Below are 12,951 nucleotides of genomic sequence, written 5' to 3' on the forward strand. Positions count from 1 at the left end.
GAGAGTGGGACATTAGTTCTCTCCCACCACCTAAAACCGAATAAACGGCGAGAACAGAAGTAACCTCTTCGGAAATAAGGCGCCATCCACAAAAATTTGAAGAACAATTTTCGTGGATGGCGCCTTATTTCTCGAGGCTGAACACTTCTGTCTCGACCTCTTTTGTTGGTTCGCTATTTATTTTCATTTTGCTCACGGATCTGTGCTTTTACTTCTTCAAGACTTTCAAGTAAAGCCTGCTCTTTTTTTCTTAATTGTTCTAAGTCCTCGACAATCTCTTCTTTTTTTTCAACTTCTGGCGGACGCAAGCAAAAATTGATACCGATAGCAATAAATGTCCCGATAAATGTATCGAAAACCCGCTCAATCGCATAGAAGGCTGACTCTCCTTGAGGGATACTTAAAGAGATCAGCAGTAATGTTGCAATAGCAGCAATGATCCCAGAATTATTATTGATACCGTCAGATAAGACGATCACAATGATCACTAAAAGTGGGAGAACGATCAGTTCAACTAAAAAATCATTGTGGAAGTAACTTTTTACAAAAAAATAGAAAATACCTAATCCGCCACCAAGTAGATTGCCAATAATACGCGAGCGACCAAAAGAAAAGGTCGTAGTCAAATCCTGGCGCAAGGAAAAAACAGCAGATAGGGCAGCAATCATTGGAATGCCACGATCAAAGAGATGAAAGATCAAAATACATAAGAAAACGGCTAAAGCACTCTTCATTGTACGCATACCAAGTCGAAAGCGTCCAAATTGCATAGTATACTCTCCTTTACGTTCTTTACAATATCATAACTAAACTTACCTTGGATTGCTAGTTTTTCATGAACGAATTTAGTATAATTCAATAAAAAGAAAGGAGCCGATCATGCGTATTGGAATGAGAACGGTAAAAACGGTCATCAGTGTATTTGCTTCCATGTTGGTTGCAAACTACTTTTCCTTATTATTCTGGCCATCTGCCGGTATTATTGCGTTGTTAAGCGTAGGGAATACTCGTCGCTCCACCTTGATGACTGGAATCTATCGAATCGCTGCATTTATTGTCGCTACACTTATTGCCTATATGTGTTTTACACTTTTGGGCTATCGAATCATCAGTTTCAGTGTCTTTCTATTATTTTTTATTCCAATCGCCGTGCGGTTCAAATTGACAGAAGGAATCGTTGTAAACTCAGTCTTGATCACTCATTATCTTAGTGAACAAAGTATGAGTTGGCAATTGATCACAAACGAAGCAGCCTTGATGATCATTGGTGTAGGCTTTGCTTTGTTATCTAATGTCTATATGCCAGATAGTAAAAAACGTTTAAAGGAAAATCAAATGATCATCGAAGAGCGATTTCGTCTTCTTTTGAAGAATATGGCAGACTTTTTGCTTTCTGGCGAAGCTTACGAAAATCAAGGGTTATGCAAAGAATTACAAGTTTATATTCGAGAAAGCCAAGCATATGCACGGAATCACCAAGAGAATAACTTGCTTAGACAAAATCAATACTATGAAACCTATTTTTCTATGCGACGGGCTCAGATCAATGTGATCCAAGATATGCAAGAAAATTTAGCTTATATCCAGGACCCAGTGCCTTATAGCGACCATATATACGGCTTGTTGATCTATACAGCTGAGACATTTTCTGAATCAAATGATGGCAAAGAAATATTGACACGGATCGAAGAGGTCTATGGGATGTATCGTCAAATGCCATTGCCGACTACTCGAAGTGAATTTGAAGATCGTGCGGAATTGTTTCAGTTTTTACAGTCATTCAAAAGTTTTATTGAAATAAAAGTAGAATTTTCTCAGCAGATGATAGTGGATGCGGAAAGATGAACAAATAAGACGAAGCGATGAGAAGACCATTCTCGCTTCGTCTTATTTTTATTTTGTTTATTTGTTATTCTTCCAATGCTCTTGCATATCATCTAAGAGTGCAATCACTTCGGTAGTTAAGTACAGGGAACGGTTTGGAAGTTCTCCTTCGATCATTTTTACCATATTTTCAATTTCATAATTCATTGCTTGCGCACGATGGCCACTTTCGATCAATTCTTTTGTACCGTCAGTATAAATGATTTCGGCTTGGTCAGCTCTAGGATAATCATTGATCGAGATATACCCATTTTCAAAAGCAACGATTCCGATTTTTGGCATTTTTGCTTGGAAGGTCAGGTTGATCGTAGCTAGTTCATTTTCTTTATTTTGTAAGATCGTTACAGATTGTTCATCGACACCTGTTTTAAATGGAATCATACGAGAGGCGATGACTTCCGGTTGTGAGCTCAAAAAGAAGCGAGCAAATGAAACAGCATAGGTTCCAATGTCAAGTAATGCTCCACCTGCTAAATCAGGGTTGAAGAAGCGGTTGGTCGGATCAGGTTCTTTGTAACTGCCAAAAGGTGCTTGGATCATCTTTAATGCACCTAACTTGCCTGAATCGATCATTGAACGAAGTTGATGATACAAAGGCATGTTGAAAATCGTCATCGCTTCTGCCAAGATCAGCTGTTTTTGTTCGGCTAATTGGATGGCTTGTTGAAGTTCTGCCTTATTCATCGTGATGGCTTTTTCGCATAAGACATGTTTCCCAGCTTCCAAGGCAGGAAGGATATAGTCGATATGTTGACGATTCGGAACGGCGATATACACGATATCAACTTCAGCATCTTGCAACATTTCACGATAATCGCCATATGCTTTTTTGATAGAATGGCGTGTAGCAAAATCCTGTGCTTTTTCCAAAGTTCGTGATGCGACTGCCGCCAATGTACTTGATGGTTGATCGAAGCTTTCTGCAAATTCGTTAGCGATCGATCCTAGACCGACAATGCCCCATTGGAATTTTTTCATTTTTTCATCTCTCCTTGACGTGATATATTTAATATAAGGGTATTTAGTTGAATACTCTTGGTTTCGCTATTATTATATCAAAAAAAGGACATCCCATCGTTTTGAAGAATTGCTTTCTAAAAAAAGGTGAAAGAAATGTTCTAATAGATGATTTTTTACCTTAATTTAAGTAGAATAAGAAGGAGGAGGAGATTGCGATGCATCAAGTATACGTTGATCTTATTATGAGTGTTTTACTCGAACAATTTGAAACAGAAGAAAATTTCTTAGATACTTATCTATTGGTGGATGAAACAACTTGGCAAGCTTGGAAGCGTGGTGAACAAAACTTACCATCCGAGGCCATGCAAAAAGTGAAAAATCTTTTTACGGACTATGAATGGATGTTGACGCAAAAAATTCTACGTCAAACCATTATTTTCCCTGAAAAAAGAAACGTTGCAGTAGCGGAATATAAGCAAATCAAAACACGTATTGCTCAGAAATGGGTAAGTAGTGGCAGTGCGAATGTAGAGTTGCTCCCTTTAAAAAATGATCAAATTGTCAATGGATATCTTGACTTGAAAGTCAGTATTCAATATGATGAGTGGGGTTATGATGACATTTTGAACTTTCGATTACCAGCAGAAGTTCAAAAGCAAATCGAAGGGGAGAAAATCGAGTTGTTAGATTGGGTAAATGAAAATCTGGAAGAAACTTACGTGAGTGAGAAAGTGGAACCAGAAAGGGAATGAAAGGATTTTTTGCGTGAATAAAATTTTAGGCGTTATCTCAGTCGTGATTATGATTGTTGCGATGGGCTATCTGGTTGTTAGTGAGAGTCGGACGGATACGAAAGCTCAAGCTGATAATTCAAAGACAGAACAAACAAACACGACGAGTGCGACAGAAGAAAGTACAGAAAAAGCAACAAAAAAAGCAACCTCTAGTGATTTACCAGATGTTAAGTTGGATGATTGGTCACTGGTATTGGTAGGACCTGATCATAAAATCGAGACAGAAATCGATGAAGCCAACCAATTGGCTGCGCTAGATAATGGCTATCTGATCGACAAACGTATTAAAGCTGATTATGAAGAACTGGCTAACGCAGCTAAAGCTGCGGGCTTTCCTTTAGTTATGGTATCGGCTTATCGCTCAGTTGCGACACAACAAGAGGTGTTCGCTCAAAATGTCCAACAGGTGATGAGTAGTCAGGGAGTCACTGAAGAAGAGGCGACCGCGATTACGAAAAAAACTATGACAGAACCGGGTTACAGTGAACACCATACAGGTTTAGCTGTGGATGTGGTCGATGAAACATGGTACAACAATTATCCCAATACTGTATTGGATGAAAAATATGGTGACGAACCAGGTGCGAAATGGCTTGCGGACAATGCCTCTAAATATGGCTTTATCATCCGTTATCCAAAAGGTCGAGAAGATATTACAAAAATCACTTACGAACCTTGGCACCTACGTTATGTAGGCAAAGAAAGTGCAGAATATATCACATCAAACGATTTAACGATGGAGGAGTACTTGGACCAACTAAAAGAAAAGTAGGAATAAGAGATGGCAAAAAACAAAGGGAAAAAACAAAGGCGTAAAAATAATCGCTGGTTTGCTGTAGTTTTAGGGAGTATGTTGATCATGATGGCTTTTGTTTTTTCTTTGAGAAGTTTGTCATCGCCCTACTCTACAGAAGCACAGCAACAAGAAACACTGACTCATCAGGAATTTATCAACGCATTAGTTCCACATGCGAAAGAACTACAACAAGGCTATGGCGTTTTGCCAAGTATCATTATTGGGCAAGCCATCCTTGAATCTGATTGGGGCAATAGTACGCTTGCCAGTAAATATAAGAACTTGTTTGGAATCAAAGCGTTTGGGAACGAAGAAAAAGTCAATCTGGAAACAAAAGAATATATCAATGAAGAATGGATCACCATCCAAGGAGACTTTCGAGTCTATTCTTCGTGGGAACAATCAATGGATGACCACACAGCTTTATTTGTCAATGGTGTCGATTGGAATCCTGCATTGTATGCGAATGTGATCACTGCGACCAATTATATTGAAGCAGCTCATGCGTTACAGGCGGCAGGATATGCGACAGATCCGACATATGCTGATAAAATCATACATGTGATTGAAACTTACCAGTTAAATCAATACGATCAATAATCAGAAAAGAACGGAAGTGGACGGATGGCAGATTTATTTGTTCCAGAAATAATGACAGAATTACGTAAGGATATCGTGAGAGTCCCAGAGGTCATTATGGAAGCAAGTGGTATTAAAATTTTTGGCAAGTTGATACGTTCGATTATCTTCACCACGGATATTGCGATCATCAGAAACACCAATGCAAATGCAGTGATCGCAGTTTATCCTTTTACACCCCATCCGGCGATTACGAAAAGCATCATTGAAGCAGCGGATATCCCTGTGTTTTCAGGTGTCGGTGGTGGCTTGACACAAGGGATGCGTTCGGCATATATGAGCCTTTTTGCAGAAGCACAAGGATCATTAGGCGTAGTCTTGAATGGTCCAACACCAGTAGAGACTGTCCATGATGTCTGTCAAGTGGTTGATATACCGGTAATCAGTACAGTCACGTCTAAATACTCGGAAATCGACGAAAAATTGGCAGCAGGCATTACGATCATCAATATCAGTGCGGGAAAAGATACAGCAGACACTGTTCGCTTTTTCCGAGAAAAGTACCCAGAATTACCAATTATTGCGACTGGAGGTCCCACGGAAGAAAGCATCAAAGAAACGATTGAAGCTGGCGCCAATGCAATCACCTACACACCACCTAGTAGCGGAGAGTTATTCAGTCGTAAAATGGACAAGTATCGAAAAATCGAGAAAACCAATTGAGTACCAAACGAAAATAAATATCATTCAACCAACCATAGATAATAGTTATCGATATAAACTTGGCTTTAGCAACCTTTTCCTTTATGGGATAGGTTGCTTTATTTCATAAATACTATTTTGTTTGCTAGGATGAAACTATGAGGTTTATCAAGTCTAATCTAAAGATAAATCCTTCATGAGAAAAACAAGAAATATAGTTGTAAGTTTCAGAAACAAGTGTTAGACTGTTTTCATCGTTTAAAAATTAAACTATTTTGTTTCTAAAAATATCATTTATCAATCGAATATCGAACAACTTATATATCGTCATAATAAGGATGACAGTTTCTAGCCAGCACCGTAAATGTTGGACTATAAGTGAAAAAGTAGTGAAACATCTTTTTTGCTTATACATGAGCAGTAGAGATGTTTTTTTTCTATTTTGAGTGGCATGAATTTAGCAAGAAAAGGAGTAAATAAAGTGAGAGAATTAGTTGAACGTATCAATAAAGATGGACAAGTCTTGGGTGAAGGCGTGTTGAAAGTAGATAGTTTTGTTACCCATCAGGTAGATCCAGTGTTGATGGAACAAATGGGCCAACGTTTTGCGGAAGTATTTAAAGAACAAGGAATCACTAAAGTGGTGACAATTGAAGCTTCTGGTATCGCCCCTGCTTTATTTGCGGCTAAAGAGCTCGGCGTACCGATGATCTTTGCAAGAAAAGCCAAAAGTTTGACGATGGATGAAGAATTATTGACGGCATCCGTTTATTCATTTACGAAACAAGTAACAAGCACGATATCGATTTCTCGTAAATTCTTGTCTTCTGAAGATAAAGTATTGATCATTGATGACTTTTTAGCGAATGGTCAAGCGGCAAAAGGGTTGATCGAATTGTGCCAACAAGCAGGTGCGAGTGTGGAGGGAATCGGGATCGTCATTGAAAAATCCTTCCAAGACGGTCGTCAACTTCTTGAAGAAATGGGCTTAAAAGTGGTCTCGCTTGCCCGCGTAGCATCACTTTCTGATGGTCAAGTAGATTTTCTTGAGGAGGATGCGTAAGCGTGGAGAAAGAAACACAAAATGGAAAAGCAGCAGTCTTAGGGTTACAGCATTTATTAGCGATGTATGCGGGAGCAGTCGCTGTACCGTTATTGATCGGTACGGGTCTAGGATTTAATCAAGAACAAATGACTTATCTTATCTCAATCGATATTTTCATGTGTGGATTAGCGACGCTCTTACAATTAACTGTCAATCGCTTTTTCGGGATTGGTTTACCAGTTGTTTTAGGTTGTGCGATCCAAGCAGTTGCACCGTTGATTTTGATCGGTAGTACTGAAGGTGTCGGTGCAATCTATGGCTCGATCATCGCATCAGGGATTTTTGTTGTGCTAGTTGCTGGTTTCTTTTCAAAGATCAAAAAACTATTTCCGCCGATTGTTACTGGAACAGTGATTACAGTGATTGGCTTGACGTTGATTCCAGTAGCCATCGAAAAAATGGGTGGCGGCAGTGCAACTGCTCCAGGCTTTGGTGATCTGACGAATTTATTATTAGCGTTTGTCACGATCCTACTGATCGTTGGTGTGCAATTATTAGGCAAAGGGTTTATTCGATCGATCGCTGTGCTGATCGGTCTGATCGGTGGAAGTATCTTAGCTGCCTTTTTAGGTAGAATCGATCTAGGAGCAATTGGACAAGCCCCTGTTTTTCACGTACCGCAACCTTTTTACTTTGGAAAACCGACATTTGAAATCTGGTCGATCTTATTGATGATCATCATTTCAATGGTAAGTATGGTAGAATCAACAGGCGTCTATTTTGCCTTAGGAGATATTACTGGAAAAAAAGTCGGGGAAGAGCAGTTGAAAAAAGGCTATCGAGCAGAAGGGTTAGCCGTCATCTTAGGTGGTATTTTTAACACATTTCCTTATACAGGATTTTCGCAAAATGTCGGGTTGGTACAACTTTCAGGAATCAAAACAAGAAAACCCATTTACTTTTCCGCTTTCTTTTTGATCATCTTGGGTCTATTCCCTAAAATCGGCGCAGTGGCTCAAATCATACCTGAACCAGTCCTTGGTGGCGGGATGTTGGTCATGTTTGGAATGGTGGCGATCCAAGGAATCCGGATGTTATTAGAAGTAGATTTTACAAATGACAAAAATTTATTGATTGCTGCAGTGTCGATTGGTTTTGGTTTAGGCTTCAATTTGATGCCCGAATTATTCAGCCAGTTACCTGAAACAGTTCAAATGTTCACAGGAAATGGGATCGTTATGAGCAGTATCACAGCAATTGTGTTGAACTTAGTTTTTAACGGACTAAAACAAGACGAGAGAATCATTAAAGAAGCATTGAAGTAATGATGTAGATCACTTTTATAAATCATAGCTAGTAACTGAATAAGGTAGAGACCTTTTTAGCTTAGAGAGATAAGGCGCCATCCACGAAATTTGTTTTTCAAATTTTTGTGGATGGTGCCTTATTTTCGAAGAGTTTACTTTTGTTCCTGCCGTTTATTCGATTTTAGGTGGTGCGAGAAGACGAATTTCCCAGACGAATTTTTTAATTGTAGCAAATTCATGAACAGATTCTCTCTGCATTTTGGATACATGAAGAAAAGTGTTATATCCTTAAAAAAAACAAATGATTTGGACCAGAAAAAACTTGATTTCAACAAGCAAGAGTTGATTTGTTAAAGACGAACAATAAACCTTTTTATCTATTTTTCATTCGAATTTATCTTGATTTACAGGGGGGCGATTGATAAAATATAAGTGAATACGAATCGAGAGGAGAAACGAATGGCTGCAAAAATTTCTGTAATAATGGGGAGCATCTCGGATTGGGAGACAATGAAACATGCGTGTGAGATTATTGAAGAATTTGGCGTTTCTTTTGAAAAGAAAGTAGTTTCAGCACATCGAACACCAGATTTGATGTTTTCGTATGCAGAAGAAGCTCGAGAAAAAGGTATAAAAGTGATTATTGCAGGTGCGGGAGGAGCAGCTCATTTACCAGGGATGGTTGCTGCAAAGACGACATTACCGGTTATTGGTGTTCCTGTTCAAAGCCGAACATTGAACGGATTGGATTCTTTGCTATCCATTGTCCAAATGCCAGGCGGCGTGCCTGTGGCGACGACAGCGATTGGAAAAGCAGGCGCAATTAATGCCGGTCTACTTGCGATACAGATGCTTTCAATGTATGATTTAGAGTTGGAGGCTGCATTAGCGAAACGACGCGCAATGTCGGTTGAATCTGTAATAGAAAGTAGTGATCAACTTGGTTAAACCATTATTACCAGGCTCGACGATCGGAATCGTCGGTGGTGGACAGTTAGGTCGCATGATGGCGATCAGTGCAAAAGAAATGGGATTCAAAGTCGGTGTACTTGATCCGATGAATGATTGTCCGGCTGCTCAAGTAGCGGACTGGCACATTGAAAGTTCCTACGATGATACATTTGCTCTAGAAGAACTTGCAAGACGAACTGAGGTTATCACCTACGAATTTGAGAACGTGAGTGTGGAAGCACTGAATGCGATTTTGCCGATGTCATTTATTCCTCAAGGAACAGATTTGTTGGCGATCACGCAAGATCGTCTACTAGAAAAATCATTTTTAGAAACAAATAATATCGTGATCGCTCCACATGCAACAATCGTCAGTCCCACAGATATCCAAGATGCAATCGATGGTATCGGTTATCCTTGTGTCTTGAAAACAACTCGAGGCGGGTATGACGGTAAGGGGCAATATGTACTGAAGAGTCGAGCGGACTTAGCTCCTGCGATGGATCTTTTAAGAGAAGGAACTTGCGTATTAGAAGCTTGGATTCCGTTTGAAAAAGAACTATCGATCATGGTCGCAGGCAATGGGCAAGGGCAATATACGACATTTCCAGTTGTTGAAAATATCCACCGTAATAATATTCTCCATGAAACGATTGCGCCAGCAACTGTTTCAGCGGATGTGATCGAAGAGGCAGAAAGAATTGCTAAAGTGATTGCTGAAGCAGTGAGTTTGTCCGGTGCACTGGGCGTCGAAATGTTTTTGACGAAGACTGGTGGATTGTATGTGAATGAATTGGCACCGCGTCCACACAATTCAGGACATTACACCTTAGAAGCATGCGGAATGACACAATTTGATGCGCATATTCGTGGGATTTGCGGTTGGCCTTTACCTAAAAAAGTCCCATTGTTAAGTGATGCAGTCATGGTCAACGTTTTAGGGGAACAACTCTTAGAAAGTTACAATTTGATTGCGAAAAAACAAGATTGGAAATTTCATTTCTATGGCAAGAAACAAGCGAAAAAAGGTCGTAAGATGGGACACATCACGATTTTGACAGAAGATATCGAGTCGACATTGAAAGAAATCGAAAAAACGAATATTTGGGACTAAAGGAGAATAGTTGATGTTAGAACGTTATACACGACCTGAAATGGGCAATATTTGGACAGAGCAAAATAAATATCAAGCATGGTTAGAAGTTGAAATACTTGCTGATGAAGCTTGGGCAGAATTAGGAGAAATACCTAAAGAAGATGTAGCGAAAATCCGTGAACACGCGTCTTTTGATATCGCTCGTATTTTAGAGATTGAGCAATCGACACGCCACGATGTCGTTGCTTTTACTCGAGCAGTTTCGGAAACACTTGGCGACGAAAGTAAATGGGTCCATTATGGATTAACAAGTACAGATGTGGTTGATACAGCTTATGGTTACCAAATCAAACAAGCAAATGATATTTTGCGCGAAGATTTGAAACGTTTCACAGCGATCATTGGTGAAAAAGCCAAAGAGCATAAGTATACAGTCATGATGGGACGTACGCATGGTGTGCATGCTGAGCCAACGACTTTCGGCCTTAAATTAGCTACTTGGTATTCTGAGATGAAACGAAATATCGAACGTTTTGAACATGCAGCAAAAGGCGTAGAAGCAGGGAAAATCTCCGGTGCTGTTGGTACGTTTGCGAATATCCCTCCGTTCATTGAAGAATATGTCTGCGAAAAACTAGGCATCCGTCCGCAAGAAGTATCGACGCAAGTTTTACCACGTGATCTACATGCCGAATATTTTGCGACGATGTCATTAATTGCGACCAGTATCGAACGCTTTGCGACAGAGATTCGTGGACTTCAAAAATCGGAAACACGAGAAGTCGAAGAATTTTTTGCTAAAGGACAAAAAGGCTCATCTGCTATGCCACATAAACGTAATCCGATCGGTTCAGAAAATATGGCTGGCTTAGCGCGAGTGATCCGTGGGCATATGATTACCGCTTATGAAAATGTTTCATTGTGGCACGAAAGAGATATCTCCCATTCTTCTGCAGAACGGATCATTCTACCTGATACAACGATCCTACTTGATTACATGTTGAACCGCTTTGGCAATATCGTTAAAAATCTGACGGTATTCCCAGAAAACATGAAACGTAACATGGATGCGACATTTGGTTTGATCTATAGCCAACGTGTCATGTTGAAGTTGATTGATAAAGGGATGACAAGAGAAGAAGCCTATGATCTTGTTCAACCTAAGACAGCGTATGCTTGGGATAACCAAGTGTCCTTCCGTCCGTTACTTGAAGAAGACGAAGCGATCACTTCTGTTTTGACACCAGAAGAAATCGCTGAAGCATTTGATTACAACCACCATATGAAAAATGTGGATGTCATTTTTGAACGTGTCGGTTTAGCATAAACCATTCAGTAAGAATAGATGTTAACAATGTTTCTCGACTGATCGAGAAAAACCGAACAATCACTAGCTAGAACTATTTTTTTAAATGCAAGAAAAAAAGAACATCCTTCAGACTAACTTCTGAGGGATGTTCTTTTTGGTTTAAGCATAAGCCATTTGATGACCCAAATTGAAATGTTGGGAATGTAGAAGATTCAATAATGTTTCAACAAATGTATAGCCAAATTCTTGTTGATCGAAGGTCACGAGCAATCGGTAATGATGTTTGAATAACTTTTGCTCATGGATTTGTTTGATCACTAGTTCATGGTTGTTTTGGGTCAAGTAATGGAATGTTCGTTTTCGACACTCCGATTGTCGTTTTGCTGCACGGCGAAGTTTTCTAAATGTATAAAAACTTCGATCCTTCATGCAGGCATCAACATCTTTGATAGCAAGTAGATCATTGTATAAGCGTGATTTTTCTTCAACAGATAAATCGAGTAAAAAGCGTTGGGCAGACGTACTTGGATCTTCCATTTAGTTACCTCCTTGAAACCTCTAACTGTTTTCTTTAAATCTACTATATCACCAATCAATAAATGTGTAAACGCTTCTTAACGAAGAACAACTATTCTTAATAAAAGCACGAAAGACGAACATTAAATGTTTTTAATGGTTTGAATGTACACTTTTGTATTGATTTGATTCCTGACCCTTGGTAAAATTTAAAGTGAAAAGACGAACAAATAATGTGTGTTGGTAATACAACGTTAACAAACAAGGAGTCGTAGACATGGAAAAACAGAACTTGCTCTATGAAGGAAAAGCAAAAAGAATGTTTAACACGAATGATGAAACTGTCCTGTGGGTGGAGTATCTAGATCAAGTGACTGCCCTCAACGGTGGAATGAAAGACCCAATGCAAGGGAAAGCAGAATTGAACAATCAAATCACAAGTACTATTTTTGAATACTTATCGAATCAAGGAATAAAAAATCATTTTATTGAGAAATTGTCAAAAAACGAACAATTGATTAAAAAACGGTCGATCATTCCCTTAGAAGTGGTCGTCAGAAATATTTCAGCTGGAAGTTTTTCAAAACGCCTAGGAGTAGAAGAAGGGCAAGTGCTACCGACACCGATCGTTGAATTTTATTACAAAAAAGATGAACTAGATGATCCCTTCATCAATGATGCCCACGTTGGGTTCTTAGGGTTAGCAACGCCTGAAGAGATAGCGGAGCTTAAAAAACAAGCGTTGCAAATCAATGACCATCTGATGGAACTATTCCAAAAAATCAATTTACGATTAGTCGATTTTAAAGTGGAATTTGGACGTACTGCGACTGGCGAGATCGAATTAGCAGATGAAATTTCTCCGGATACATGTCGCTTATGGGATCTTACCACTAAGGAACATATGGATAAAGATGTCTACCGGCGAAAGATCGGCAACATCATTCCTGTCTATCAAGAAGTACTCGATCGTTTAAATCAATTATCACTCGAAAATAAAGGAGAATAAATC

Annotated in this window: 14 protein-coding genes and 1 riboswitch; of the genes, 11 read left to right on the forward strand and 3 right to left on the reverse strand. The window is 39.3% G+C overall.

Translation table 11 applies throughout. From position 1 onward, the window contains the following. Nucleotides 1–173 precede the first annotated feature (173 nt). Nucleotides 174–770 (reverse strand): FUSC family protein, encoded by a 597-nt coding sequence (locus tag IGJ14_RS05555; RefSeq protein ID WP_010735697.1) that lies wholly within the window; start codon nucleotides 768–770, stop codon nucleotides 174–176. A 109-nt stretch (nucleotides 771–879) separates the two neighbouring features. On the opposite strand from IGJ14_RS05555, the gene IGJ14_RS05560 reads away from it, so the two are divergent. After that, a complete protein-coding gene (locus IGJ14_RS05560) occupies nucleotides 880–1,845 on the forward strand; it encodes an aromatic acid exporter family protein (protein ID WP_019723463.1) in 966 nt (321 codons plus the stop codon). A 57-nt stretch (nucleotides 1,846–1,902) separates the two neighbouring features. Here IGJ14_RS05560 and IGJ14_RS05565 read toward each other — a convergent pair whose 3' ends face one another. Next, complete coding sequence (locus IGJ14_RS05565; RefSeq protein ID WP_019723462.1) at nucleotides 1,903–2,862, reverse strand: Gfo/Idh/MocA family protein; 960 nt, start codon at nucleotides 2,860–2,862, stop codon at nucleotides 1,903–1,905. A gap of 197 nt (nucleotides 2,863–3,059) precedes the next feature. Here IGJ14_RS05565 and IGJ14_RS05570 point away from each other — a divergent pair, with 197 nt between their 5' ends. The 9 genes from IGJ14_RS05570 (at nucleotide 3,060) to purB (ending at nucleotide 11,441) form a co-directional block, all read left to right on the forward strand. Next, entirely contained in the window at nucleotides 3,060–3,596 is a 537-nt protein-coding gene (locus IGJ14_RS05570) for a hypothetical protein (RefSeq protein ID WP_019723461.1), read from the forward strand. A gap of 13 nt (nucleotides 3,597–3,609) precedes the next feature. Continuing rightward, nucleotides 3,610–4,410, forward strand: coding sequence for a M15 family metallopeptidase (locus IGJ14_RS05575; protein WP_019723460.1), 801 nt, complete (start codon nucleotides 3,610–3,612; stop codon nucleotides 4,408–4,410). Between the two features lie 9 nt (nucleotides 4,411–4,419). After that, nucleotides 4,420–5,034 carry a glycoside hydrolase family 73 protein gene (locus IGJ14_RS05580; protein WP_019723459.1) on the forward strand — a complete coding sequence of 205 codons (615 nt, stop codon included), beginning with the start codon at nucleotides 4,420–4,422 and terminating at the stop codon, nucleotides 5,032–5,034. A gap of 24 nt (nucleotides 5,035–5,058) precedes the next feature. Then, on the forward strand, nucleotides 5,059–5,736 hold the full coding sequence (locus tag IGJ14_RS05585; protein WP_010735691.1) for a hypothetical protein: 678 nt from the start codon (nucleotides 5,059–5,061) through the stop codon (nucleotides 5,734–5,736). A gap of 276 nt (nucleotides 5,737–6,012) precedes the next feature. Beyond that, nucleotides 6,013–6,110: riboswitch (purine riboswitch) on the forward strand. 86 nt (nucleotides 6,111–6,196) lie between these two features. Then, on the forward strand, nucleotides 6,197–6,778 hold the full coding sequence (locus IGJ14_RS05590; protein WP_019723458.1) for a xanthine phosphoribosyltransferase: 582 nt from the start codon (nucleotides 6,197–6,199) through the stop codon (nucleotides 6,776–6,778). Between the two features lie 2 nt (nucleotides 6,779–6,780). Continuing rightward, complete coding sequence (locus tag IGJ14_RS05595; RefSeq protein ID WP_019723457.1) at nucleotides 6,781–8,085, forward strand: nucleobase:cation symporter-2 family protein; 1,305 nt, start codon at nucleotides 6,781–6,783, stop codon at nucleotides 8,083–8,085. Between the two features lie 441 nt (nucleotides 8,086–8,526). Then, complete coding sequence (purE, locus tag IGJ14_RS05600; protein WP_010735688.1) at nucleotides 8,527–9,015, forward strand: 5-(carboxyamino)imidazole ribonucleotide mutase; 489 nt, start codon at nucleotides 8,527–8,529, stop codon at nucleotides 9,013–9,015. Next, complete coding sequence (purK, locus tag IGJ14_RS05605) at nucleotides 9,008–10,132, forward strand: 5-(carboxyamino)imidazole ribonucleotide synthase (RefSeq protein ID WP_019723456.1); 1,125 nt, start codon at nucleotides 9,008–9,010, stop codon at nucleotides 10,130–10,132. The genes purE and purK overlap by 8 nt, the downstream gene beginning before the upstream one ends. A gap of 13 nt (nucleotides 10,133–10,145) precedes the next feature. Then, nucleotides 10,146–11,441 (forward strand): adenylosuccinate lyase, encoded by a 1,296-nt coding sequence (purB, locus tag IGJ14_RS05610; protein ID WP_034690182.1) that lies wholly within the window; start codon nucleotides 10,146–10,148, stop codon nucleotides 11,439–11,441. Nucleotides 11,442–11,582: 141 nt separating this feature from the next. On the opposite strand, the gene IGJ14_RS05615 is transcribed toward purB, so the two are convergent. Beyond that, nucleotides 11,583–11,960 carry a hypothetical protein gene (locus IGJ14_RS05615; protein WP_010735685.1) on the reverse strand — a complete coding sequence of 126 codons (378 nt, stop codon included), beginning with the start codon at nucleotides 11,958–11,960 and terminating at the stop codon, nucleotides 11,583–11,585. Nucleotides 11,961–12,216: 256 nt separating this feature from the next. On the opposite strand from IGJ14_RS05615, the gene purC reads away from it, so the two are divergent. Beyond that, complete coding sequence (gene purC, locus IGJ14_RS05620; protein ID WP_019724080.1) at nucleotides 12,217–12,948, forward strand: phosphoribosylaminoimidazolesuccinocarboxamide synthase; 732 nt, start codon at nucleotides 12,217–12,219, stop codon at nucleotides 12,946–12,948. The last annotated feature ends 3 nt before the right edge of the window (nucleotides 12,949–12,951 follow it).

It is taken from the genome of Enterococcus sp. DIV1304_2 (assembly GCF_050555445.1).
Lineage (GTDB): Bacteria > Bacillota > Bacilli > Lactobacillales > Enterococcaceae > Enterococcus_B > Enterococcus_B pernyi.